Source organism: Petrimonas sulfuriphila, from assembly GCA_038561985.1.
Classification (GTDB): Bacteria; Bacteroidota; Bacteroidia; order Bacteroidales; family Dysgonomonadaceae; genus Petrimonas; species Petrimonas sulfuriphila.
Genome location: CP073276.1, coordinates 400,950 through 426,498, shown reverse-complemented (window position 1 = coordinate 426,498; position 25,549 = coordinate 400,950). Strand labels below are relative to the sequence as shown.

Here is a 25,549-nt window from a genome sequence, read left to right as displayed (position 1 = left end):
AATTATCGAATGGAACTAACATTTAAACAATTACATCCAATAACATGATTGTTTGCGAGTTTCATAAGTTATAATGAAAAAAATTATTGAATGAAAAAAACAATATTTTTATTTGTAATATTATTGTGTGTTGTGATAGGTTGCTCAGGCGGTTCAGGTGAACTGCCGGGCAAACCTGATGACGGCGACAATGGGAACAAAGGTGGTGATACAAATTCCAATCCAATATCTTTTTCTAACCCGGTAGTGGGGAAACAGTTGCCTGACCCATCTGTGATTCGAGCAAAGGACGGATTTTTCTATCTCTATGCAACACAGCAGGAATATGCCTTTATGCCTATTTATAAGTCATCTAATATGATGCAGTGGACATTCGTAGGTTCAGCTTTTACCGAAAAGCCGGATTGGCAGCCCAATACGCGTGTATGGGCACCTGATATAAACTATATTGACGGAAAGTATGTACTTTACTATAGCCTGGGACATTGGGACAGCCCAAAAAACAGCAGCATCGGCGTTGCCGTAAGCGATACCCCTGCAGGGCCATTTACCGATCAGGGGAAGCTGCTCGACTATAACACCGGTAATATGCAATGTATAGATCCCTGCTTTTTTGAAGAGAACGGGAAGAAGTATCTTTTATGGGGTAGCTTTGGCACAGGTAGTTATGAAGGAGGCATCCGTTATGTGGAGTTAAGCAATGATGGCCTCTCCATTAAGCCGGGAACGATGTCCGACAAAATTGCTGGTCCTTTGGTTGAAGGTATTATGATACATAAGCGTGGAAGCTACTATTATTTATTCGGATCCACCGGCACATGCTGTAGTGAAGCCAAGAGTACCTATCGTGTAGTGGTGGGGCGTTCCAAAAATTTAGCAGGCCCTTATGTGGGTAAGAACGGAACTCCTATGAAAAATAACGAAAGTTATAACGAGGTTATTTTACAAAGCAATAATCTTTTTGCCGGAACAGGACATAACTCTGAGATTATAACAGATGATAACGGTAACGACTGGTTTTTTTACCATGCCTGGCAGAAGTCTAAAATTGATAAGGGGCGCCAGCTCATGCTCGACCGGATACAGTGGAGCAGCGATGGATGGCCCTATATCACCAACTGTGCGGCATCGTCTGTATCCCGGTCACCCGTTTTCAAGAATGGAGAAAAATAGCTGCCAGTAACAAAAGTTGCTTTTTACATCTAGAAAAGGCCGTCCCATGGTTGATTATGGGACGGCCTTGCATTGATTACATCCACAATGAAGTTTAGTTGAATTTATAAGAAGAATAGTTCGTACGGGTTTTGTATAACCGGACGTTTTTTTTGTTTCATGAAAATTGCGCAACAATAACTACTCCTTTTTGCAAATTAATCAAATTGCATTTTTGTTTTCCTGCATCCTGTTTCTGAAAGGCGGGATGCCGAACTTGCTGGAGTAGGCATTCACCAAGTGTGTCAGGTTGTTGAAACCGCATATTTTTGCAATATCGGATATCGACAGATCCGACTCCAATACCAGGTGCTGTACTTCTTCCATTTTGCGGTCAAGCATCCATTGATAAGGCGTTTGATTGAAGTGCTTTTTAAAATGTCGGGTAAAAGTCTTCAGACAATCGTAGTTGCATTTTTGTGCTAATTCGCTGACGTTTTTGGATTCGGGATAATTAGCGACCACACTTTCCTGAAATGAGTTCTTTTTCGAGGTGTGGGGGATGAATTTTACCAGTACAATTTCCTTTCTGGGCGATGATTTTACAAAGGCCCTTTTTCCGTCTGAAAAATTAAACGTACAGGTACTTACGTCGGAAAATACATATTTATCTACCATGGCTTCTCTTGTTTTAATGGATTACCTACCTACTGCTTCTTTTGTAAAGGTGCCTTCATAAACCTCGTTGTCCAAAATGATGCGAATGGTATATGTGGCTGCCCTCAATGTTCCAATGTTTATCACTTCGTAGCCCATTTCGTTTACATCGAAATAATACTGTGCCGAAGTTCTTCCTCCGATTATCTGCACTACGGCCGTGCCGGTAAAATCTACCACAGATATAGCAACGGTTGTTTTACCATCGGTGGTGGCAGCAAGTTCTACGTCCGTTACTCCACGGGTTGTCCCGCCAATCCTGCTGAATCCAATCTTATCGGACTGGTCGTTTACCTTGTTTGTTTCGGTAACAGCAAAAGAAGAAAAGAAAAGCGTGCTGCAGATTAACGCCATCGTATAAAAGAATTTTGTTTTCATAGGAATAATTTTATTATGAATTACAGACACAAATTAATAAACAACAGACAAGAAAAACAATACCCGGGTCGAATTTTAACGGTAATTTTCGGGTTAAGTGGTTGACAATGATAATTATAGTAATGTCTATTTTAACGCTCCCAAAGGAGCTTGAAACGATGCTTTTGCAAGAAATGCATGCTAAAAATTAAAAAATTGAGTGGTATCGATCCCGTTTTCTGTCAATTTTTTCTTCAGTTGCGATTTTCTTGCGCGAATACTTTCTATTGAGGTATTCATAAAGGTGGATATTTGCCTGTTGTCTGCCTTGCAAATTAGCAGCATCAGCATGATCTTTTCGTTTGCATTGAAAAGTTCCGCGGCTTCTATTGATAAATTGGTGTATAAAGAAAATGTATTCTCGTCGGGTATCAGGTTTTTGGGCATTTCCCGCAAATCGGATTCGGCCGTATGCAGAATATTGTGCATGTTTTCGTATATCTTAGGATGGGAGGAAACATACCGTTGTGACAGGGTATTGAAATTTTCCTGTAGCGAGGTAAGCCTGTTTGATATGTGCCCATACAGCTGGATAAGCCAGTCCCTTTTGTTTGCTTCTTCTTCCAGCAACTTTGTTTCGATGGCTCGTGTTTCGGCTTCGTGTTCCAACTGCATCAGCTTTATTTTTGCCTCGCGGCGGTTTTTTACGTTCAGCATAATCAAAATAGTGGCAAGCATAGCAAGGAACAAGGCTATAATGGCAATGATAAGCGTGTTCTGTTGCGATCTTAACGCGATATTTTCAGCCTCGGATAGGTCGTATTTTTTTTCCAGTTCCATGACCTGGGTGTTTAACCGGTCTTTCACCGATTTTTCATACAGATCAAAAGCTTTTTGCCGGTACGTATTGGCCAAAAGGTAATTCTGCTGTTTTTCGGCAATATTGGCAACGTTCTCATATAATAAATAATTGCCTTTATTGGCTTCATCAACAATATTTTCAAGAGCTATTTGCCCGTAAAACATGGCACTATCCAGCTGATTCAATGTATTGTATCTGTCTGAAACGGCAAAATATAAACTGGAAAAATCAATGTCCTCTTTTTGGGATTTTGTTAGCGTTAATAATTTTTTATCGCATTCCAATGCTTTTTCAAATTCTTTTGTGGCTTCATAATAAACCGATTGCGCATTTAGAATAAGGTGATTTTTATCCGGAATTTTATCAAAAAATAATGATAGAGTATCCACATATTTTTTTCCTGCATCAAAATCGGTTTGACGCATCTCATTCCAATAGATAGCCAAATAGGCATCAAAGATATGTAATGAATCGTTTTTCAGTTTAGCATTATGGAGAGATTCCTGAAAATATTTTCCGGCTAATTCAAAATTACCGTTGTAATAATGGGTATTCCCCATAAAATAGTGAAGGATATACCCGGTTGCTGGATCGGGATTCTTTTGTGTGTGAAATATGTGATCGGCCTTCTTTAGAGGTTCGTATACAGTACTGTCTGTTACCCCCATGCGGGTACGAACAATGCCTTTGTAGGTAAGGGCGCGGATATAGTTGTTGCTGTAGGGTTCGTGGAGGTGATAATAGTCCACTACTCGGTTAATCAGCGAGTCGCTTGTGAATTCAAAATAGGTTTTATCGTCCGAGATTGTTTTGAGCAGGTTATAGTAAGCACGGTTTTCCCGGGAAAGGGTTTGCGGTTTAATTGTATTCAGGCTGTCTGAAATAGCGTCGGGATTCTTTTCCAACAGGTTATCCCATTGTGTAAGTATTTTGTGTATTTCACCATTTTCCCGTCCATTACAAGAAATGAAAAGCACTGCAGCAGCCGCCGCAATGGCAATATATATAAAACAGCGCATTTTCTTGAAGTTTATTTACGGCAAAGATAATTTTTTTTGTTGAATTTGTTTAATAAAAAGGACAAGATTCAGATTTAATGTTGGTTTTAGCTTCGTAAAGTTTGCGATGTGCTGTTTTTGTTGAAAGTTTAACGTTTAGGGCTTGTAGTGAATTTTAAGTATTATTCAAAAGACAAAAAAAATGAGACTGTCCCAAAATAAACCTCTTGAGAAGTAAATATTTGGATTTGTTCTTAGGTCATAAATAAAAAAGGGTGAAATCACGTTGTGATACACCCTTTCCGTAAGATTGTGAATTCTTTTCTTTGAATCAACTTTTTTAAAATATACTCTATTCTTTATTGTTTATCCACGTTTTTTGAGAATAGATGTAAGTTCCATCACCGTATGCTGTTTTTATATTCGGATTACCTATGACGGCGCTATTGCCGTAGGGCAAACGTTCCGGATATCGGTTGAGACCGCCTTGGGTATTCATCGGATTGGTCAATACCACATACGTTTCACCCATTGCTTTCAAGCGGCGGAGGTCATTGTAGGTTTCCACCTGTTCGTCATAGGACTGGGCTACGTATTTTTGTTCAAAAAGTTTTTTAAGTGTAGGAGTACCTAACGATTTTGCAAATTCACTTGCACTTGTATCATCATCGAATAATTCCAAAATCTCATTAACAGAAGTTTCAATGGCTGTCTGGAATGCAGCAGTAGCATCCTTATCCAAACGCAATTGGGCTTCAGCCAGAATAAAATAAAGTTCTGATTTGCTGAACAAATGAAGCGGTTGTGAGCCTAAATCATACCAGGCAGGAAAAGCTAAACTACCGTCCGCAACTTGTGCTGTTTTTTCATCTCCAGGTTCATAAGCTTTACCTGTTTCTTTTGTGTAATACGTAAGACGAGGATCATTTGTAGCTTTCATAATATTTGCCACTGTCAGGGATGAAGCCGTATAACTTCGACTCCAGACAAAAGCGCTCCACGGATTATCGGCTGTTACACCATTAAATTCTCGAATGGTAAATCCTTTAAAATCTAAATTCGCTGCTTCTTGTGCATTGGCTTCCACTTGGGCTAAAACGCTGGGTTCCACAGCTAGCTTGTGCAGCAGGTAGCGGGCTTTCAGAGCATAGGCCGTGGCTTTCCACTGATTAATGTCTCCAGCAAAAGCAATGTCTTGTTTTCCGGCTGACTTTAACGTTTTCCCTTTTTCGAAATTGGCGATAGCCGCATCTAGCGTGGAGAGAATCCCTGCATATACATCTTTTTGTGCATCCAATTTCGGCTGGAGATTGGCTTGACCTTGCAACGCCTCACTGTATGGAATGTCTCCATGCAAATCAGTCAGTATGCCGAAATTAAGTGCTTCCAACACTTGAGCCATTCCCAAAAGGTCGTACTGTCCGATATTCCCAGGAACCTCTGTTGTTATTTTCCTAATTATTTCACGAATATTCAATAAATTACTATAAGTAGAATTCCATACATTATTAAATGTAGTAGAAGCCGCCCATTCATTCGAATTGCGCAGTTCAGCCTTCATTAATTGGTTGTTGCCTACGCCAATTTCTTGTTCATTGAGTGAAGCAAGATAAAAAGCGTAATCACCTGAAACTGTGCTGAATCCTGTTGACATGATTGCTTCACTCAATTGAAGATATGCAGGAACCGCATCCGGAGAAGGATGTTGTCTGTCTTTATTGATTTTGTCAAGTGTATCCTCGGTACAAGCTGTTAGTCCAAGGAAAACGATCGACAGTATAATTAAAATATGTTTCCTCATAATTGAAATCTTTTATTTAATTGCTTTAGAATGTAAAAGTTAGTCCGCCGCCGTAGCTGGAAGTGTTTGGAATAGAAAAACGTTCAAAATAACCGCTCATGTTGTTGTTCCCTTGCGAAGACTCAGGATCAAAATTGGGTAGTTTAGCCCAAAGAAGTACATTACGAGCAAAAGCGTTGACAGAAATATCAAACGAACCAATCTTTGGCAGCTGATAGGTCAGTGTCAGATCACGTAGTTTAAAGAAGCTGGTGTCGTATATTCCAGATTCGGTAACGTCGTAATATGCTTGAAAATAATTCTGTTTGTTTACTTCTACCGTGTTAGCTTTTCCTGTTGCTTCATCAATTCCTTCCGCAACCATTTTACCTTCGTGAAAAGGTAAGGATTCTTTGGTAACCCCAAAGTAGTTCATTGTCATATTTGTTCCGTGATACATCTTTCCTCCTTGCTGCCAACTCCATGTAGTAACCAATGATACACGCTTAAAACGGCCTCCAAAAGTGAATCCTGTTGTAAAATCGGGAGAACAATTCCCTAGATTCTGGCTGTCACCGGTAGCCTGAGGCAAGCCATTCAGCAAAAGCAGATTCCCGGCTTCATCACGTTTAAAGGCATTGCCGTAGATATTCGGATAGGTAGATCCGGCTTGTGCGCGAACCTGAGGTTCCACAAAACCACCCAACATGATCGACTCCACACCGGGAGCCAGTTCGATGACTTCATTCTTCATTTTGGTGAAGTTTATACCTAAGTTCAAGTCATAATCCTTAGCTTGCAAAATAGCTGCATTTAAAGAAAGTTCATGTGCACGGGTTTGCATTTTACCGGCGTTTGTGAACATTTCCTGATAACCAGTAGCTCCGTCTACAGGAACAGAAAAGATTTGGTCAGTCACATCCTGAAAACTGTAGGTGTATTCTAATTTAATACGGCTTTTGAAAAAGTGCAGATCAGTACCTAACTCGTAGTTGGTTGTGTTCTGAGGTTTCAACCCTTCGTCGTAAACCCTGTAATAGGGTGTAAAAGTGGAAATGCCGCTAGGTAGTGGATAGGAAACCGGCGTGTACATATAGAACCCTCCGCCATAATCGGGGGTGGCATAAAAGTTGTTGTAAAAGTTGCCTGCTTGTCCTACTTGTGCAAACGATGCACGTAACTTTCCGTAATTTAAAATATTATTGTCTTTCAGACCGGAGAGTTGTGTAAATTCCCACCCCAGCGATACGGACGGATAGAAGAAACTGCGACTTCCCCGGGGCATGGTGGATACATAGTCATTACGCCCTGTTACCGTCAAGTATAATTGGTTTTCCCACGACAAAGAAGCACTTCCAAAGAACCCTACATTACGTTCTCTTCGGGTGTACTCGCTTGAAGTATAGGAGGTAGCATTACCGATAGTTAAGAAGCCGGGAAAATTGAAGCTACTTCCATAGTAGTCCCATACACGCATGTTTTCATCATTTATCTCATTACCAATAACAACGTTTAATCCCCATTCTTCATTTGCACCGAACTTGCCATCAAGATTGGCTGTGAGCAAATTGTTAAACACATTGTGTTGCCGTCCGTAATTTTCTATGTCTCCACCCTTTAAAGACGTGGTAGTCCCCATTTCTCTAACATCTGTATAGTCAGAGGTCCACATATCCAAACCGGCTTGTTCGCGAAGTTTTAATGTGAAATTTTCCGTATTTAATTTAGGTTGGAATTCTACGTATGCGTTTCCAAACGCACGATTGGTATGTTGCGAATATTCATTATGTTCAGCCCACCAATAGGGGTTTACAAATGAAGTTGCACGGAATAATATTTGCTGGGTAATATTTCCCGGAACGTGGCTGGGTATTCCTTTTAAGTCATATTCAGCTGGGGCGGAATAAATTACGTTCATAATACCATCGTTGGCTCCTGGGGCTCCGGTAATTTTATTAGAAGAATAATTCATAGAGAATCCGGTACTCCATTGGTCGTCTATTTTCCAGTCTACTAAACCGCGAGCACCCCAACGGTTCATGCCGGTTGATGGAATTATTCCTTCCTGGTACGAGTTGTTTATGCCAAAAGAATAATTAATTCCGTTGATGCTTTGTGAAATATTAATATTCGAATTTTCAGTAAACCCGGTTCCTAGGAAGTCGCCCACATTGTCATAAGTTTGTGGGGTAGTCCAACCGTCTAATCCTGCTAAAACTCGTTTGGGGTTATAGTATTGACCTTGGCGTTTGCCGTCTTTAGCTGTATAATCATTGTCTATATTACCTCCATATTTAGGATCGCTTGGCAAATCACTGATCTTCGGCCCCCAAGACATTGATGAAGAGGGGTTATAAGCGGAAAGGCCATTTCCCTGTGCGTACACGTCCTGACGTTCAAATTTACGGGAAACCTTCTGGGCACTCAAATTCGTAGATACTGTTACTATCGGTTTACGCATATTTCCACCCGATCCCCGTTTGGTTGTGATCACTATTACACCGTTGGAGGCGCGGATACCATAAAGTGCAGACGCAGCCTGTCCTTTCAAGACGTTGATCGTTTCAATGTCTTCCGGATTAATATCAATACTGCGGTCAGCATAGTTTGCACCTGTTACCGAATTAAGTGTATTAAAATCGGCAGATGTATTAATAGGCATACCATCAACTACGTACAAGGGTTGGTTATTGCCGTCGAAAGAACGGGCACCACGGATTACAATCTGTGCTGAAGCACCGGGAGCTCCTGATGATTGACGAACATCCACTCCGGTAAGTTTTCCTTGTATGGCATTCGCCAATGAAGTTGTTCCGGCTTTACTCAATTGATCCGATTTCAAATCTTGGGCTGCATAACCTAATGCTTTGCGGTCTCGCCTGATACCCAGAGCTGTAACTACTACCTCATCTAATAACTCTGCATCAGACACAAGGGCTATATTTACTGTCGGTCTAACCGCCACTTCTTGTGTAACCAATCCAACATAGGAGATTACAAGTGTGCCGTTTGTCGGGGCAGATATCGCAAATTTTCCATCCATATCAGTGATTGTTCCCTGCGCTGTACCTTTCACTTGTACAGTTGCACCGATAACGGGTTCACCTGCTTCATCCACCACTGTCCCTCTCACTTGAGTTTGAGCAGCGACAATTCCTATTCCAACAAAGAACAGGGCTAAAAACATAGTTAGTTTTCTTTTCATAAACTCTACTTTTAAATTAAACAATTATAGTATCTAAATCATTTTTTGTACTCAAACAATCGCCATAATCAGTAAAAAAACATACGTTTTTTGGTGGAAATAAAGGGTATCAAGGTAAATTCTTGATGGTTTTCCCTATTGTGAGCGATTAACATAAAATAAGTTTCCTTATCTGTTTGCAAATATAAATTAAATTTTTCATAGCAAGACTTTTTTTGATGTTTTTTTTGCATTCTTTCTAACAAATAAAAAAATATTTTAATGTAATTCTTACACTTTATTACCTGCTATCACTTGGCAAAAACGTATGCCTAAAATAGTAAAACAAATGTAAATGAATTTAAAACAATACATATTTGAATAAATAGTTCACAATGTGTTTTGAAAAATTTCAACGAAATAGTTATTATGTTTCATAAAAATACAGCCTTGATAACCTTTGAAAACAAATTAATCTTAGTTTATAAGTTGCAATTTTGTTTTTCCCAAAACGCCAGGTTGTCAAAATAACCTAAAACGATGCAAAAATAACCTTAAAATTAGTATTATGCAATAATTTCGTGTTAAAATCGATGATAAAACAAGTATAATACCTATTATTGAAGAATAATGATAGAGTTTGAATGGTTTTGTAGACTTTTTTTTCGTAGATCCGTATGGGTTAAAACAAAAAAACGGGACGACAAACAGCCGTCCCGTGAATAAATATAGGGTGATGTGTGATCGGTTACTTTTCTATCCCCAGTAATTCTACATCGAAGATCAATGTAGAGAAAGGTTTGATGGTTCCACGGTCTTGGGCGCCGTAAGCCAGGTTGTAGGGGACGTAGAGTTTCCATTTCGAACCAACAGGCATCAGTTTGAGTGCTTCTGTCCATCCGGGAATAACTTGTGTTACACCGAAAGTGGCCGGTTCTTTTCTATCGACACTGCTGTCGAAAACAGTTCCGTTGATAAGGGTGCCGTGATAATGCACTTTCACTGTATTGGTGTCACCCGGTATTGGTCCGTTACCTTTACGGATCACTTCGTATTGTAATCCACTGGGAAGAGTAATCACGCCTTCGCGCTTACCGTTGTCGGCCAAGAATTTTTCACCGGCAGCAATGCTGTCCTTGTACTGAACCTTCAGCTCTTCTTCCTGTTTGGCCTGTTCTTTGGCCTGAGCTTCTTCCACTTTACTCTGGATAAGTCCGTTGGCATCCATTTTTGAGATGGCAGTGCTTTGATTTTTCAATGTGCTGATTAAACCGGCCAACATCTGATCGTTGTTGATCTTTTTGGTGGAATCCTGGCCGAACAGCATCGTCCCAAATTGAGGAAGCATTTGTTGGGAGATTTGATGGCCAATGCTTAATCCCTGGATATAAGCCGACTTCTCTTTTCCACCTTTCAACGATTCTTTCAATCCCTTGATGAATTCGTCCAGTTTTGGAGCATTCACCTTATTCAGTGAATCGATTTTTGCATTCATCTCTTTCTGCAATGCTTGCTTCTGGGTAGAATCAGCAGCGGCAATGCGCATTTGATAATCGTATTCGATATTGGATGCACCCTGGATAATTCCGGATTGCTCCAGGTACTGCATCAATCCGCCCTGGTCGGCCAGGTTTACGCCATAAGCATAAGATACACTATCTACATCGCTTTTTAACGATGCAGCAGGAGCAGAACTGCCGCCACCGCAAGATGCCAGCATAATTGAAAATGCTGCCAGTGCACCAAGTACAACAAAGTTTTTTTGTTTCATTTTTCTCTTTTTTTTTATTTAATGGGTTCTCTTTATTCAATCCCTAACAATTCAACATCGAAAATTAAGGTGGAGTTGGGCTCTATGGAACTCCCGGCACCCTGGCTTCCGTAAGCTAACTCCGAAGGAATATATAACCTCCATTTGGAGCCGACGCTCATCAGTTGTAGCGCCTCTACCCAGCCTTTAATCACCTGGTTGACACCAAATACAGCAGGTTGTCCCCTTTCTACGGAACTATCAAAAACCTTGCCGTTTATCAATGTACCGTGATAATGGCACTTCACTTTTTCGGTTGCTTTGGGTTTTGGTCCTGAGCCTTCTTTAAGAATTTCGTATTGTAATCCGCTGGCAAGGGTAATAACACCGTCCTTCTTCTTGTTCTCTTCCAGAAATTTACGTCCGATTCTTAGGTTCTCACCCAGCATCTCGTTTTGCCTTTTGCTCAAATATTCCTGAATGTATTGATTGGCCTCCTGTGGGCTCATTTCTGCTGCGCCGTTGTTTATAACTTCAATGAATGCCTTTACAAACGAGTCTGTGTCAATCTGATTTAGCCCGGAATTAACAAGACTCGATGCCATACTCATTCCTAACGCGTAACTTAATTTATCCATTCAACTTTTTTCTTTTTTTCAATTTGGACACAAAAGTACGAATTTAATACGGAATAATTCTTCTTTTGAGTATAAAAAACTATATTTGTATAAGGAGGATAACCATTTAAACGGACAAAAAATGAAAAAGAAACTTGTTATACTTACCGGAGCAGGAATGAGTGCCGAAAGTGGAATATCGACGTTTCGCGATTCGGGTGGATTATGGGATAAATACCCCGTTGAAGATGTTGCCACTCCCGAAGCATTCCACAGAAATCCGGCACTTGTGTTGGAGTTTTATAATATCCGCCGGCGCGAGCTGATCCGTGCAAAGCCCAATGAGGGGCATGCCGGAATTGCAGATATGGAGAAGGATTTTGACGTTCAGGTAATTACGCAGAATATTGATAATTTGCACGAACAGGCGGGAAGTACCAAGGTACTGCACTTGCACGGTGAGTTGATGAAAGTGAGGTCTACCGGAGACGAATCGTTGATCTATGAGTTGCCGGCCGATAAACCGGAGATCAACATGGGCGATAAGTGCGAAAAGGGATATCAGCTGCGTCCGCATATCGTATGGTTTGGAGAGGCTGTACCGATGATTACCGAGGCTGCGGAATTGGCCGGGAAAGCAGATATTTTTGTGATAATAGGCACTTCAATGAATGTGTATCCGGCTGCGGGATTACTGGACTATGTGAAAAAAAATGTTCCCGTTTACCTGATTGATCCCAAAGATGTGAATACCGGCCGGTACGATGTATTTCATATAAAAAAAGGGGCATCGGAGGGAGTGAAGGAGTTGCGCCAGAGATTGGGCGACCCGACGATAGGGCGAGTGTAAATCGTAAATAAAAAAATAGTATCTTTGTTATCCTTTTTCAGAAAAAAATCATTACACATTATTTAATAAAGGGATGATCCAAAATAATGTCGTATTTGTCAAGATTGAGAAAGATTAATTAAGATTGAACAAGATTGATAAACTGCCGCCCATATTCAATCTTGTTCAATCCGCCATCAATCTCATTCAATCTAAAACACAGTAATAATTTATTGGATAATTTAATTTATAGAGATTAGTGAGTAAGCAGGTAGTTGAAACCCCGATGATGAAGCAGTACAACGAGATTAAACAACAACATCCCGATGCTGTTTTACTCTTCAGGGTAGGTGATTTTTACGAGACTTTTTCGGATGATGCGATCACGGCTTCGGAGATCCTGGGAATAACGCTGACGCGCCGAGCAAACGGTGCAGCACAATTCGTGGAATTGGCCGGATTTCCGCATCACGCTCTTGATACGTATTTGCCTAAACTGGTTCGTGCGGGGAAACGTGTGGCTATCTGCGATCAGCTGGAAGACCCGAAGCTTACCAAAACGATTGTTAAGCGCGGTATCACCGAATTAGTTACGCCGGGTGTATCTATTAATGATAATGTGTTGAATCACAAGGAGAATAATTTTCTGGCAGCCGTTTATTCGGCAAACGGAAAGACGTTCGGCATCTCTTTTCTCGATATCTCAACGGGTGAGTTTCTCACTACCGAAGGTAATAAGGACGAAACAGACAAATTGCTTTCCAGCTTTTCACCCAAGGAGATCCTTATCGAGCGGGGCAGTAAGCGTAAGCTTGGAGAATACTTCGGGGCGGACTACTTCTTTTTCGAACTCGACGATTGGATATTTACCGATGATGCAGCCCGCGAACGCTTATTAAACCATTTCAACACAAAGAACCTAAAAGGGTTTGGGGTACAGCACCTGCCCCTTGGAATTATTGCGTCCGGAGCTGTGTTGCATTATCTGGATATAACACAGCACACTCAGATCAGCCACATTACTTCACTCAGGCAACTGGATGAAAGCCGTTACGTACGACTGGATAAATTCACGGTACGCAGCCTGGAGCTGATTTCCACGATAAATGAAGGTGGAAAAAGTTTACTCGATATACTCGATAAGACCATCTCACCCATGGGGTCGCGCATGTTACGCCGCTGGATGGTGTTTCCCCTCAAGGATGTCAGGCCTATTGAAGAACGCCTGGATGTGGTGGAAAACTTTTTCCGCGAAACAGCATTGAAAGAGCTGCTCGAGGAAAAACTCTCGCTTATCGGTGACTTGGAACGAATCATATCTAAAGCGGCTGTCGGTAGGATCTCTCCCCGCGAAGTGGTACAGCTTAAGGTGGCTTTAACAGCAATAGAACCGGTACGTGAAGCCTTCCTGTCGTCCGAAAATGCCGGCCTTCAGGAGATGGGTAGGAAATTAGATCCTTGCTTCGTTATCCGGGATCGGATTGAACGGGAGATCTTTCCGGATCCGCCGGCTCTGCTGAATAAGGGGGGGGTGATTAAAAAAGGAGTGAACGGACAGTTGGATGAGCTTCGCGAAATTGCCTACTCGGGCAAAGATTACCTCCTACAGTTGCAGCAACGGAAAAGTGCAGAAACGGGTATCCCTTCCCTGAAAATTGCATTCAACAATGTCTTCGGATATTACATTGAAGTGCGAAATACGCACAAAGACAAGGTCCCTGAAACGTGGATACGGAAACAAACGCTGGTAAACGCCGAGCGATACATTACCGAGGAACTGAAAGAGTACGAAGAAAAAATATTGGGTGCCGAAGAAAAAATTGTATCACTCGAAGCAGAGTTATACAACGCTCTTGTGGAGAGCCTGATAGAGTATATTCCGGCCATACAGGGTAACGCGACCGTTATTGCAAGGGCCGATTGCCTGTTGTCTTTTGCAAAAATAGCTCGGGAGAACAAGTATATCCGTCCCGAAATAAACGAGTCGGATGCCATCGATATCAAGAGTGGCCGCCATCCCGTAATAGAGAAACAGCTTCCGCCCGGTGAACCCTATATTGCCAACGATGTGTATCTCGACCGGGATTCACAGCAAATCATCATCATTACCGGCCCGAACATGGCCGGAAAATCGGCCTTGCTGCGCCAAACGGCACTGATCACGATTATGGCGCAAATCGGGAGTTTTGTCCCGGCAGAATCGGCAAAGATAGGACTGGTGGATAAGATCTTTACCCGCGTCGGCGCATCGGACAATATATCGCTGGGCGAATCCACGTTTATGGTGGAAATGAACGAAGCAGCCAATATCATCAATAATATCTCGGAACGGAGTCTTGTGCTTTTTGATGAATTGGGCAGAGGTACAAGTACCTACGATGGGATTTCTATTGCGTGGTCGATCGTGGAATATATTCATGAGCACCCCCGGGCAAAAGCCAAGACTCTTTTTGCCACCCACTACCACGAGTTGAATGAGATGGAAAAATCGTTTAAGCGAATCAAAAACTACAATGTTGCTGTAAAGGAGATTGACAACAAAGTCATTTTCTTGCGAAAACTCGTGCCGGGAGGGAGTGAACACAGTTTTGGTATTCACGTTGCCAAAATGGCCGGGATGCCGCAGAGCATTACCAAACGGTCGGAAGCGATCCTGGAACAGATGGAAACAGCCAATCGCAGACAGGGCATCAAAAAGCCGATAAAGGATATTGTTGAAAAACGGGAGGGCTATCAGTTGAGTTTTTTCCAGCTGGACGACCCTGTTTTAAGCCAGGTTCGTGACGAAATACTCAATCTGGATGTCAATAACCTTACCCCTATTGAGGCTTTGAATAAATTGAATGAAATTAAGAAAATAGTGAAAGGGAAATAATTCGCTCTCCGCTCAGTATGTACAACGAAAACAATCCCAACGAAACCCAGCGCAAAGGGCGTATCGAAGTCATTTGCGGTTCCATGTTCTCCGGAAAGACCGAAGAACTGCTTCGCAGGCTTCGCCGGGCGAAAATTGCCCGCCAGAAAGTGGAAATATTTAAACCGGTAATCGACGTGCGTTATTCGCAGGAGGAGGTGGTGTCGCACGACAAAAACTCTATTCTTTCAACACCCGTTGAGCATTCCAGTAACATCCTGCTGCTTGCGTCTGAAGTAGAAGTGGTGGGAGTAGACGAAGCTCAGTTTTTTGACAAAGGGCTTACCGATGTTTGCCAGCAGCTTGCCGACCAAGGTATCCGGGTAATAGTGGCTGGACTCGACATGGATTTTAAACGGATACCGTTCGGGCCGATGCCCGCCCTTTGTGCCATTGCCGATGATGTGACCAAAGTTCATGCCATCTGTGTCCGTTGCGGTTCACTGGCCTGCTATTCACACCGTATAGTGGCTGGCGAGAAACAGGTGATGTTGGGGGAAATGCATGAATATCAGCCGCTTTGCAGGAAATGTTATTTGCAGGAACAGTTATTTTCTACTCCACCGATAAACAAATTTTAAACAGGGGTGTTTATATAGACAAAAGTGTTAAATACACGGTGAGTAAATATTTATTAAAACATTAACTTATGAAACTTAGAAACTTATTTATCGTTACAGTCTTGGCTGTTACAGCCATAACCACAACTGCAAATGCTCAGAACTACAAAACCGCTTTTGGTGCCCGCTTAGGTTATGACAGCGGTATTACGCTGAAGCATTTCTTTGCGCCGGCTAGCGCATTCGAAGGTATATTGAGCGCTTCTCCGCGTTATTTTCAATTGACCGGGTTGTATGAATACCAGCAACCGCTACCGGGAGCACCCGGCCTGGACTGGTATGTGGGTTTGGGAGCTCATCTTGGAAATGTCTATTACAAGGATTATAACGGCGGTCGTTTTCTGCTAGGAGGGGATTTAATTGCAGGGCTTGAGTACGCGTTTCCAACGGCTCCCTTTGCGATTTCACTGGACTGGAAACCCTCGTTTAACTTTACCAACGACTACAACGACTACTGGTTTGCCGGGTTAGCACTTAGTTTACGCTACACGTTCAGATAAGAACCAGATTCCTGTACTTTATAAAAACCGTTCTCAACCGAGAGCGGTTTTTTTTACCATAAAAGTTGTATTATGATATAACTTTTGTTACTTTTGTCTTATGGGACGAAAAATAGTAGCTTACGGAGGATATTATGAATCGTTCATGAAAACATTAAGTAGTAATGAACGCAGAAAAATATTAAAGGCCCTGCTGCTATTTAGTGAAGAAGAAAAAATCCCGTATCATTATATTAAATATATTCGAGATTCAATTTTCGAATTTAGAGTGAGTTATGGGAATAGTGAATTTAGAATTTTCTTTATTTACGATGGAAATACAATTGTTGTATTACTCAATTGTTTTAAGAAGAAAACGCAAAAAACACCACAGAATGAAATAGAAAAAGCCATCAGATTAAAAAATGAATATTATGAAAGGAAAGAAGATTGAACTTTACGATATCAGCGCTGAATTGGAAAAAGAGTTTGGCGAACCCGGTTCACCTGAAAGGCGGCAAGCAGAACAGGAAGCATGGGAAGATTATAACGCACAGATATTGATGGATGCTCGAAAAAGTGCTCGTCTTACCCAGGAACAATTGGCAGAACGTGTTGGGGTAGATAAAGGGTACATTTCACGGGTTGAGCGCGGGTTGATTGTGCCAACCATCGGCACTTTCTATAAAATTGTAGCCGCTATGGGACTTTCGGTTGAATTACGTCCACACGCTTAAGAGAGAGTATGAACAATTATAAAAACCGTTCTCAACCGAGAGCGGTTTTTTTATGACGGTACGCTTAAAAATCGTATTTTTGTACTATATTATTCGAAAAAATGGAGCATCTCCTCAGTCAATTAAATTCCAAACAACGCGAAGCCGTTGAGTTCTGTGATGGCCCGTCGCTGATTATTGCCGGTGCCGGATCGGGAAAAACCCGTGTCCTGACCTATAAAATTGCTTACCTGCTGGAACAGGGCCTTCCGCCATATTATATACTGGCGCTGACTTTTACCAACAAGGCTGCTCGGGAAATGAAATCGCGGATTGCCGACTTGGTGGGGGAAAAGAAAGCACGTCAGTTGTGGATGGGAACGTTTCATGCCATCTTTTCACGTATATTGCGGAACGAGGCTGAACGGATTGGGTTCACTCCTAATTTTACAATTTTCGATTCTTCCGATTCCTCTAATCTGGTACGCCTAATCATTAAAGAGATGCAGCTGGACGACAAGGTGTACAGGCCGGGAGCTGTTCATAACCAGATATCGAGAGCGAAGAACGGTCTGATAACGCCTGGAATGTATGCCCAGAACAGGGAGATAATTGAGTACGACCGTGCTTCCAAACGCCCTCAACTGTTCGAAATTTACCAGCGTTACCAAAACCGGCTGAAGGCCGCCAACAGCATGGACTTTGATGATCTGTTGATGTATACCAATATCCTGCTGCGCGATAACCCCGATGTGCTGGAAGATTACCGGAACCGTTTTCAGTTTGTGCTCGTTGACGAGTATCAGGATACCAATTTCGCGCAACACCTTATCGTAAAGCAGTTGGCAGAACTGCATCACCGGGTTTGTGTGGTGGGTGATGATGCGCAAAGCATTTATTCGTTTCGCGGAGCCAATATCGACAATATCCTGAAATTTAAATCCACTTTCCCCCAGACGCAAATTTTTAAGCTAGAACAAAATTATCGGTCCACGCAAAACATTGTAAACGCTGCCAACAGTCTTATAAAAAAAAATAAGGAGCAGATCTTCAAAGAGGTTTTCTCGGAAAACGAAGAGGGTGAGAAAATTGAAGTGGTGAGTGCCTTTTCCGATTTTGAGGAGGGGCTTATCGTAGCCAATAAAATCGCACGGATGCGCTACGAAGGGCATACCGGATTTTCGGATGTTGCCATCCTCTATCGTACCAACGCCCAGTCGCGAATCTTTGAAGAGTCGCTGCGCAAGAAAAATATTCCCTACGTCATTTATGGGGGGCTTTCTTTTTATCAACGAAAGGAGATAAAAGACATCATCAGCTATTTCCGGCTTATTGTAAATCCCGGAGACGAGGAGGCGTTCCGCCGCATCGTGAACTACCCCACGCGCGGAATTGGCGATGTTACGGTAGGCAAGATAAGTGAAAGTGCCCGTCTGCATAACGTCAGCTTGTGGCAGATACTCTCGTCGCCGCTGCAATATAACCTGGACGTGAATAGGGGCACAGCCCGGAAACTTGCGCTGTTTCACGAACTGATAAACGGATTTATTGCCGATAACGAAACGCAGAACGCTTATGAACTGGCTCAAACGGTACTGAAAAATACGGGTATCGTTAAGGAGGCTTACGAAGACCTGACCCCAGAAGGGATGAGCCGGGCACAAAATATTCAGGAATTGCTGAATGCCATAAACGAATTTGTGTCTGAAAGGCAGGAACAGGGAGAGGAAGACGTTCGGTTGGTGGACTTTCTTTCGGAAGTATCTCTGCTTACCGATCAAGACACCGGTGACGATGAAGGCAACGAGAAAGTCACCCTGATGACGGTGCACTCTGCCAAAGGGTTGGAATTCAATCATGTTTTTGTGGTGGGGATGGAAGAAGACCTCTTTCCGTCGAGCATGGCAAAATTCGAGCCGCGAGGTTTGGAGGAGGAACGACGCTTGTTTTATGTGGCTATCACCCGGGCAAAAAAAACGTGTACCGTTACTTTTGCCAGGAGCCGTTTTAGGAATGGAAGCACAAACGCTACACGCGAAAGCCAGTTTCTGAAGGATATCGATCCCCGCTTCCTGTTGATGGAGCAAAAGGCGTTGACCCCTGCCCGGGATGAGTTGGCCGATGGCTTTTGGGAATCGTTGCGGCAAAAAAGGGAAAGCAGCGTGTTTGTCAGACCGTCGAGCCGGATTCCTGTCAGCCGGACCGAAAATTCTTCCTTGAAGCTTTCCGAAGAGGCCGGACAACTGAAAGAGGGGGACGTAATCGAACACGAACGGTTCGGCAGGGGAGTGGTTACTTCCATTGAACAATCGGGAGGAGATAAACGGGCTTTTGTCGATTTTGACTCTGCCGGACAGAAGCAACTGCTGCTGAAATTTGCCAAATTTAAAATTGTACAATGAAAACGAAGCGGATAAAAATAGCATTCCCAATCGTTTGAACATTTCGGAAAAAATTGCTAAATTTGGACTCTTTTTCAGGTAAACCATCAATAAGAAATAAATCCATTAAATATTAGAACGAAATGTCAAAAAGTGCTTTACAAATTGCAAGGGCAAGCTATGTTCCCAAGACGCCACAGGTCCTGAACGGTAATGTGCAGCCCAAAGAGGGTGCAGCTACTGCATCGGTGAACAATCAGGAGGAGATAAAAAAACTGTTTCCCAACACGTACGGAATGCCCATCATCACTTTTGAAGAGTCCCGGGGAGAAATGGGATTGGAGAATCCCGTAAATGTGGGTGTTATTCTGTCCGGTGGACAAGCTCCCGGCGGACACAATGTGATTGCCGGAATCTTTGACGGAATCAAACGGTTGAATTCAGACAGCCGGCTTTATGGGTTCATCCTAGGGCCTGCGGGACTGGTAAACCACGAGTATAAAGAACTTACTGCGGATATTATCGATGAATATCGAAACACGGGTGGATTTGATATTATTGGTTCGGGACGTACAAAGCTCGAAGAGAAAGAACAGTTTGACAAGGGATTGGAAATCCTGAAGAAACTCAATATCCGGGCGCTGGTTATTATTGGTGGAGACGATTCTAACACCAATGCATGTGTGCTGGCCGAATATTACAAATCCATTAATGCCGGTGTGCAGGTAATTGGCTGTCCGAAAACCATTGACGGTGACCTTAAAAACGGACAGATAGAAACATCGTTTGGCTTTGATACCGCTTGTAAGGTCTACTCCGAAGTAATTGGAAACATCCAACGCGACTGTAATTCGGCACGCAAGTACTGGCACTTCATTAAACTGATGGGACGTTCTGCCTCACACATCGCCCTGGAATGTGCGTTACAGACACAACCCAATATTTGTATCGTGTCTGAGGAAGTGGAAGCGAAGCAGCAATCGCTCGACGATGTTGTTAACGATATTGCCACCGTAGTGTTACATCGCGCAGAAAAGGGAATGAATTTTGGAACGGTGTTGATTCCGGAAGGTCTGATTGAGTTTATTCCAGCCATGAAGGCGCTGATAGCTGAGTTGAATGACTTCCTGGCACACAACCAGGCTGAGTTCGATTTGGTACGCCGTTCGGGAAAACGAGATTACATCATAGGCAAACTTTCACCTAAAAATTCCGAAATTTATGCCAGTCTTCCTGAAACGGTTGCGCGCCAGTTAACGCTAGACCGTGACCCCCACGGAAACGTACAGGTTTCCTTGATAGAAACGGAAAAACTGTTGGCGGAAATGGTAAAAACCCGGCTCGACGAGTGGAAAAAAGACGGAAAATATTCGGGAAAATTTGCTACCATAACCCACTTTTTCGGATACGAAGGCCGTTGTGCCGCACCGTCTAATTACGATGCGGATTACTGCTACTCGTTGGGATATACTGCTTCGATGTTAGTTGCAGCAGGTAAAACAGGATACATGTCATCGGTACGCAACACAACTGCTCCCGCGTCTGAATGGATTGCCGGCGGGATACCCATTACGATGATGATGAACATGGAGCGTCGTCACGGGGAGATGAAACCGGTTATACAAAAGGCACTGGTTAAGCTCGACGGCAATCCGTTCCGGTACTTTGCCAGCCAACGGGAAAAATGGGCGATTGAGACCGATTATGTTTATCCGGGGCCCATTCAGTATTTCGGGCCGACCGAAGTATGCGATCAGCCGAGCAGAACATTGAAGCTGGAACAGCAATAACTCCCTTAACCCTACACACCTGGATAGGGGTGTAATAAACAAAACCCGCAGGTGGTTCGCACCATCCTGCGGGTTTATTTATTTAACAGCGTCGGGATACCTGTCCCGTTATGCCTCTTCTTCTACTTCCTGATACAAGGGCGAACGCCTGTTAGCATTCATCTTATCGAAATCTTCTTTTGAGCCTACAATTATTTTTTCGTATTCCCTCAAGCCGGTTCCGGCCGGAATCAAGTGGCCGCAAATGACGTTTTCTTTCAACCCTTCCAGCGTGTCTACCTTTCCGTTGATGGCTGCGTCGTTCAGCACCTTGGTGGTTTCCTGGAACGAAGCGGCTGACATAAAGCTGGTGGTTTGCAGTGCGGCACGTGTGATACCCTGCAACACCTGATTGGCGGTTGCCGGAATAGCATCGCGGCTTTCAACCAATTTCAGGTCGCGGCGTTTCAACGAACTGTTCTCATCGCGCAGCTTGCGAACGGTAACAATTTGTCCCGGCTCGAAGATTTGGGAATCTCCCGCATCCATGATCACTTTTTTACCCCAGATACGGTCGTTTTCTTCCATCATCTCGTGCTTGTCGACCAATTGCTGTTCCAGGAAACGGGTGTCGCCCGGCTCAACCACTTCTACCTTACGCATCATCTGACGGACAATCACTTCGAAGTGCTTGTCATTGATCTTCACACCCTGCAAACGGTATACATCCTGAACTTCGTTCACGATATACTCCTGTACGGCAGTGGGACCCATGATCGCCAAAATGTCTGCCGGAGTGATAGCACCGTCGGATAACGGCATGCCGGCACGTACAAAGTCGTTCTCCTGTACAAGTATCTGTTTTGACAGCGGAACAAGGTATTTCTTGATTTCTCCCGTTTTAGACGTGATGGAAATCTCCTGATTACCGCGTTTGATCTTACCGAACGATACTTCACCGTCAATTTCGGAAACGACAGCTGGATTGGAGGGGTTACGCGCTTCGAACAATTCGGTAACGCGAGGAAGACCTCCCGTAATGTCACCCGATTTTCCAATTGCGCGGGGAATTTTTACCAGTACGTCGCCCACTTTGATTTCGTCGTCTTCACCTTTCACGATGTGAGCGCCGAGCGGCAATGTGTACGTACGAAGTACGTCGTCGTCCTGATTCACGATATGGGCCGATGGAGCTTTTGTCTTGTCGCGCGATTCGATAATGACTTTCTCTTTCAATCCGGTTTGTTCGTCCGATTCTACTTTGTAGGTAATACCTTCCAGGAAATTTTCAAACTTGATCTTACCGGTTGCTTCGGAGATAATTACTGCGTTGAAGGGGTCCCATTCGCATATCAGGTCGCCTTTCTTCACTTTGTCGTTATCGTTGAAGTACAGCTTGGAACCGTACGGGATGTTGTGCGACAACAGGACGATCCGGGTGTTGGGGTCAATGATCCGCATTTCCACCAACCGGCTCACTACCACCTTGTAGGTTTTGCCTTCAGCGTCCTGGGTTTCCACAAAACGAAGCTCTTCGAATTCTAAGATACCGTCATACTTGGTGATTATCCTGTTTTCGGCGGCAATGTTGGAAGCGATACCTCCCACGTGGAACGTACGCAGCGTAAGCTGTGTACCCGGTTCCCCGATGGATTGCGCAGCAATAACACCCACAGCTTCTCCTTTTTGCACCATTTGTCCGGTAGCCAGGTTTCTTCCGTAGCATTTTGCACAAACACCGTGGCGGGATTCGCAGGTAAGTACCGAACGGATTTCAACGCGTTCGATGGGTGATTTGTCTATTTTTTCAGCGATCTCTTCCGTAATTTCTTCTCCGGCACTCACCAGTATTTCTCCGGTGGTGGGGTGAGGAACGTCGTGCACGGAAACTCGTCCTAGGATACGTTCGTAAAGCGAAGCAATTACCTCGTCGTTATTCTTGATGTCCGTGGCAACTAATCCGCGAAGGGTGCCGCAGTCCACTTCGTTGATGATGACGTCTTGGGAAACGTCCACCAAACGGCGGGTCAGATAACCGGCGTCGGCCGTCTTCAGTGCGGTATCGGCAAGACCCTTTCGTGCACCGTGAGTGGAGATGAAGTACTCCAATACCGAAAGTCCCTCCTTGAAGTTTGAAAGAATGGGATTTTCGATGATTTGAGCCCCTTCGGCACCGCTTTTTTGCGGTTTAGCCATCAAACCACGCATGCCGGAAAGCTGTCGGATTTGCTCGCGTGAACCACGAGCGCCCGAATCGAGCATCATGTACACGGAGTTGAATCCTTTGTCGTCTTCGGCAAGCTGCTTCATGAGGATATTCGATAACTTGGAGTTGATGTGCGTCCATGTATCGATGATCTGATTGTAGCGCTCGTTGTAGGTGATGAACCCCATGTTGTAATTCTCCATGATCTGTTCCACCTCGTTGTAACCCTGTTGGATAAGGTCTTCCTTCTCTTTCGGGATAATCACATCTTCGAGGTTGAAAGACAATCCGCCCTTGAACGCCATTTTGTACCCCAGGTCCTTGATGTCGTCCAGGTATTGGGCGGTACGCGCCACTCCGCAAGTCTTGATGACCTTTCCGATAATGTCGCGGAGCGATTTTTTCGAGAGCAATTCATTGATGTATCCCACTTCTTTTGGGATATACTCGTTGGTAATCACACGCCCAACGGTGGTTTGGTGCATCTTGCGTAAGGGATCCCCGTTTTCGTCGATATCATCAACCAAAACGTTCACCAGTGCGTGAATGTCCACTTTGCCTTCGTTGTATGCGATAATAGCTTCTTCTTCGCCGTAGAAAGTCATGCCTTCGCCACGGGCTCCAGGACGGATTTTGGTGATGTAATACAATCCCAACACCATGTCCTGCGACGGAACGGTAATGGGTGCACCGTTAGCGGGATTAAGGATGTTGTGCGAAGCCAGCATCAGGATCTGTGCTTCCAGGATAGCTTCGTTGCCAAGTGGCAAGTGAACGGCCATCTGGTCACCGTCGAAGTCGGCGTTGAATGCCGTACACGATAGCGGGTGAAGCTGAATGGCTTTCCCTTCGATGAGTTTAGGCTGGAAGGCCTGAATACCCAAACGGTGAAGGGTGGGGGCCCGGTTCAGAAGGACAGGGTGTCCTTTCATCACGTACTCCAGGATATCGTAAACCACAGGTTCTTTCCTGTCAACGATTTTCTTTGCTGATTTTACCGTTTTTACAATACCGCGCTCAATGAGCTTGCGGATGATAAATGGCTTGTAGAGTTCTGCGGCCATGTCTTTGGGTATCCCGCACTCGTGCATCTTAAGCTCGGGTCCGACAACAATAACCGAACGGGCGGAATAGTCCACACGTTTACCGAGCAGGTTCTGACGGAAGCGTCCCTGTTTCCCTTTCAGACTGTCTGAAAGCGATTTCAGCGGGCGGTTGGAGTCGGTTTTAATGGCGCTTGATTTGCGGGAGTTGTCGAACAAAGAGTCAACGGCTTCCTGCAACATACGTTTTTCGTTGCGCAAGATCACGTCGGGTGCTTTAATATCGATCAGCCTTTTCAGGCGGTTGTTGCGGATAATTACCCGGCGATACAGGTCGTTGAGGTCGGAAGTGGCAAAACGTCCGCCGTCCAACGGTACCAGCGGGCGTAAATCGGGCGGAATCACGGGAATCACCTTCATGATCATCCATTCCGGTTTATTCACGCTTTTGGATCCTCTGAACGCTTCCACTACCTGAAGTTGTTTCAATGCTTCGTTCTTGCGTTGCTGGGAGGTGTCTGTGCTTGCGCGGTAGCGCAGTTGGTTGGCCTGTTTGTCCAGGTTGATGCGTTCCAGCATGTCCAGGATGGCTTCAGCCCCCATCTTGGCTATGAATTTGTTGGGATCGGTATCTTCCAGGAGGTGGTTGTCTTTGGGGAGCGTGTCTAACAAATTCAGGTATTCTTCCTCGCTCAGCAAGTCTTTTTCAGCTACTTTATCTTCAAGTACGCCCGGCTGGATCACCACATACCTTTCGTAATAGATGATAGAATCCAGTTTTTTGGTAGGAATACCCAGCAGATAACCTATTTTGTTGGGTAATGACCTGAAATACCAGATGTGTGCCACAGGAACTACCAGGTGGATGTGTCCGGTACGCTCACGGCGTACTTTCTTTTCAGTAACTTCAACTCCGCAACGGTCGCAGACAATACCTTTGTAACGGATTCTCTTGTATTTGCCGCAATGGCATTCGTAATCTTTTACGGGGCCGAAAATGCGTTCGCAAAATAAACCGTCGCGCTCCGGTTTGTAGGTGCGGTAGTTGATGGTCTCAGGTTTTAACACTTCGCCGAATGAACTTTCCAGTATTTGTTCGGGAGATGCCAAACTGATGGTTATTTTTGAAAAGCTACTCTTTATTTTATTTTCTTTTCTAAATGCCATATTGTTGT

Annotated in this window: 17 protein-coding genes; 9 read left to right on the top strand and 8 right to left on the bottom strand. The window is 43.9% G+C overall.

All coding sequences use genetic code 11. From position 1 onward, the window contains the following. Positions 1–90: 90 nt before the first annotated feature. The gene (locus KCV26_01700) at positions 91–1,173 is read left to right on the top strand and encodes a family 43 glycosylhydrolase (protein WZX37130.1); all 1,083 of its coding nucleotides are present in this window, start codon (positions 91–93) and stop codon (positions 1,171–1,173) included. A gap of 201 nt (positions 1,174–1,374) precedes the next feature. Here the strand turns inward: KCV26_01700 and KCV26_01695 are convergent, their stop codons facing one another. The 7 genes from KCV26_01695 to KCV26_01665 form a co-directional block, all read right to left on the bottom strand. Next, positions 1,375–1,830, bottom strand: coding sequence for a helix-turn-helix transcriptional regulator (locus KCV26_01695; protein ID WZX37129.1), 456 nt, complete (start codon positions 1,828–1,830; stop codon positions 1,375–1,377). Positions 1,831–1,851: 21 nt separating this feature from the next. Beyond that, positions 1,852–2,247 carry a hypothetical protein gene (locus KCV26_01690; protein ID WZX37128.1) on the bottom strand — a complete coding sequence of 132 codons (396 nt, stop codon included), beginning with the start codon at positions 2,245–2,247 and terminating at the stop codon, positions 1,852–1,854. A gap of 180 nt (positions 2,248–2,427) precedes the next feature. Further along, positions 2,428–4,107, bottom strand: coding sequence for a hypothetical protein (locus KCV26_01685; protein ID WZX37127.1), 1,680 nt, complete (start codon positions 4,105–4,107; stop codon positions 2,428–2,430). A 331-nt stretch (positions 4,108–4,438) separates the two neighbouring features. Then, positions 4,439–5,887 carry a SusD/RagB family nutrient-binding outer membrane lipoprotein gene (locus KCV26_01680; protein WZX37126.1) on the bottom strand — a complete coding sequence of 483 codons (1,449 nt, stop codon included), beginning with the start codon at positions 5,885–5,887 and terminating at the stop codon, positions 4,439–4,441. A gap of 25 nt (positions 5,888–5,912) precedes the next feature. Beyond that, a complete protein-coding gene (locus tag KCV26_01675; GenBank protein WZX37125.1) occupies positions 5,913–9,071 on the bottom strand; it encodes a SusC/RagA family TonB-linked outer membrane protein in 3,159 nt (1,052 codons plus the stop codon). A gap of 727 nt (positions 9,072–9,798) precedes the next feature. Next, complete coding sequence (locus tag KCV26_01670) at positions 9,799–10,821, bottom strand: FKBP-type peptidyl-prolyl cis-trans isomerase (GenBank protein ID WZX37124.1); 1,023 nt, start codon at positions 10,819–10,821, stop codon at positions 9,799–9,801. A 32-nt stretch (positions 10,822–10,853) separates the two neighbouring features. Further along, entirely contained in the window at positions 10,854–11,438 is a 585-nt protein-coding gene (locus KCV26_01665; protein ID WZX37123.1) for an FKBP-type peptidyl-prolyl cis-trans isomerase, read from the bottom strand. A 121-nt stretch (positions 11,439–11,559) separates the two neighbouring features. On the opposite strand from KCV26_01665, the gene KCV26_01660 reads away from it, so the two are divergent. The 8 genes from KCV26_01660 (at position 11,560) to KCV26_01625 (ending at position 21,146) form a co-directional block, all read left to right on the top strand. Then, the gene (locus KCV26_01660; protein WZX37122.1) at positions 11,560–12,267 is read left to right on the top strand and encodes an NAD-dependent deacylase; all 708 of its coding nucleotides are present in this window, start codon (positions 11,560–11,562) and stop codon (positions 12,265–12,267) included. Positions 12,268–12,532: 265 nt separating this feature from the next. Further along, positions 12,533–15,121, top strand: coding sequence for a DNA mismatch repair protein MutS (gene mutS / locus KCV26_01655; protein ID WZX38290.1), 2,589 nt, complete (start codon positions 12,533–12,535; stop codon positions 15,119–15,121). A gap of 17 nt (positions 15,122–15,138) precedes the next feature. Then, positions 15,139–15,741: a thymidine kinase gene (locus KCV26_01650; GenBank protein ID WZX37121.1), complete on the top strand. Its 603-nt coding sequence runs from the start codon at positions 15,139–15,141 to the stop codon at positions 15,739–15,741. Between the two features lie 68 nt (positions 15,742–15,809). Beyond that, entirely contained in the window at positions 15,810–16,280 is a 471-nt protein-coding gene (locus KCV26_01645; GenBank protein ID WZX37120.1) for a hypothetical protein, read from the top strand. A 100-nt stretch (positions 16,281–16,380) separates the two neighbouring features. Next, entirely contained in the window at positions 16,381–16,713 is a 333-nt protein-coding gene (locus KCV26_01640) for a type II toxin-antitoxin system RelE/ParE family toxin (GenBank protein WZX37119.1), read from the top strand. Continuing rightward, positions 16,694–16,996 (top strand): helix-turn-helix transcriptional regulator, encoded by a 303-nt coding sequence (locus KCV26_01635; protein WZX37118.1) that lies wholly within the window; start codon positions 16,694–16,696, stop codon positions 16,994–16,996. Before KCV26_01640 ends, KCV26_01635 begins: the two co-directional genes overlap by 20 nt. 101 nt (positions 16,997–17,097) lie before the next feature. Continuing rightward, positions 17,098–19,377, top strand: a complete 2,280-nt coding sequence (locus KCV26_01630) for a UvrD-helicase domain-containing protein (protein ID WZX37117.1) — start codon at positions 17,098–17,100, stop codon at positions 19,375–19,377. 122 nt (positions 19,378–19,499) lie between these two features. After that, entirely contained in the window at positions 19,500–21,146 is a 1,647-nt protein-coding gene (locus KCV26_01625; protein WZX37116.1) for a diphosphate--fructose-6-phosphate 1-phosphotransferase, read from the top strand. A 108-nt stretch (positions 21,147–21,254) separates the two neighbouring features. Here the strand turns inward: KCV26_01625 and rpoC are convergent, their stop codons facing one another. Beyond that, the gene (gene rpoC, locus KCV26_01620) at positions 21,255–25,541 is read right to left on the bottom strand and encodes a DNA-directed RNA polymerase subunit beta' (GenBank protein ID WZX37115.1); all 4,287 of its coding nucleotides are present in this window, start codon (positions 25,539–25,541) and stop codon (positions 21,255–21,257) included. Between the last annotated feature and the right edge of the window lie 8 nt (positions 25,542–25,549).

Bases quoted from the DNA above. Each gene is read 5' to 3' on its own strand.
- mutS (WZX38290.1), top strand. From the start codon at position 12,533: ATGATGAAGCAGTACAACGAGATTAAACAACAACATCCCGATGCTGTT.
- KCV26_01690 (WZX37128.1), bottom strand. From the start codon at position 2,247: ATGAAAACAAAATTCTTTTATACGATGGCGTTAATCTGCAGCACGCTT.
- KCV26_01650 (WZX37121.1), top strand. From the start codon at position 15,139: ATGTACAACGAAAACAATCCCAACGAAACCCAGCGCAAAGGGCGTATC.
- KCV26_01685 (WZX37127.1), bottom strand. From the start codon at position 4,107: ATGCGCTGTTTTATATATATTGCCATTGCGGCGGCTGCTGCAGTGCTT.
- KCV26_01625 (WZX37116.1), top strand. From the start codon at position 19,500: ATGTCAAAAAGTGCTTTACAAATTGCAAGGGCAAGCTATGTTCCCAAG.
- KCV26_01635 (WZX37118.1), top strand. From the start codon at position 16,694: ATGAAAGGAAAGAAGATTGAACTTTACGATATCAGCGCTGAATTGGAA.
- KCV26_01665 (WZX37123.1), bottom strand. From the start codon at position 11,438: ATGGATAAATTAAGTTACGCGTTAGGAATGAGTATGGCATCGAGTCTT.
- KCV26_01660 (WZX37122.1), top strand. From the start codon at position 11,560: ATGAAAAAGAAACTTGTTATACTTACCGGAGCAGGAATGAGTGCCGAA.
- KCV26_01680 (WZX37126.1), bottom strand. From the start codon at position 5,887: ATGAGGAAACATATTTTAATTATACTGTCGATCGTTTTCCTTGGACTA.
- KCV26_01640 (WZX37119.1), top strand. From the start codon at position 16,381: ATGGGACGAAAAATAGTAGCTTACGGAGGATATTATGAATCGTTCATG.
- rpoC (WZX37115.1), bottom strand. From the start codon at position 25,541: ATGGCATTTAGAAAAGAAAATAAAATAAAGAGTAGCTTTTCAAAAATA.
- KCV26_01670 (WZX37124.1), bottom strand. From the start codon at position 10,821: ATGAAACAAAAAAACTTTGTTGTACTTGGTGCACTGGCAGCATTTTCA.
- KCV26_01675 (WZX37125.1), bottom strand. From the start codon at position 9,071: ATGAAAAGAAAACTAACTATGTTTTTAGCCCTGTTCTTTGTTGGAATA.
- KCV26_01645 (WZX37120.1), top strand. From the start codon at position 15,810: ATGAAACTTAGAAACTTATTTATCGTTACAGTCTTGGCTGTTACAGCC.
- KCV26_01630 (WZX37117.1), top strand. From the start codon at position 17,098: ATGGAGCATCTCCTCAGTCAATTAAATTCCAAACAACGCGAAGCCGTT.
- KCV26_01695 (WZX37129.1), bottom strand. From the start codon at position 1,830: ATGGTAGATAAATATGTATTTTCCGACGTAAGTACCTGTACGTTTAAT.
- KCV26_01700 (WZX37130.1), top strand. From the start codon at position 91: ATGAAAAAAACAATATTTTTATTTGTAATATTATTGTGTGTTGTGATA.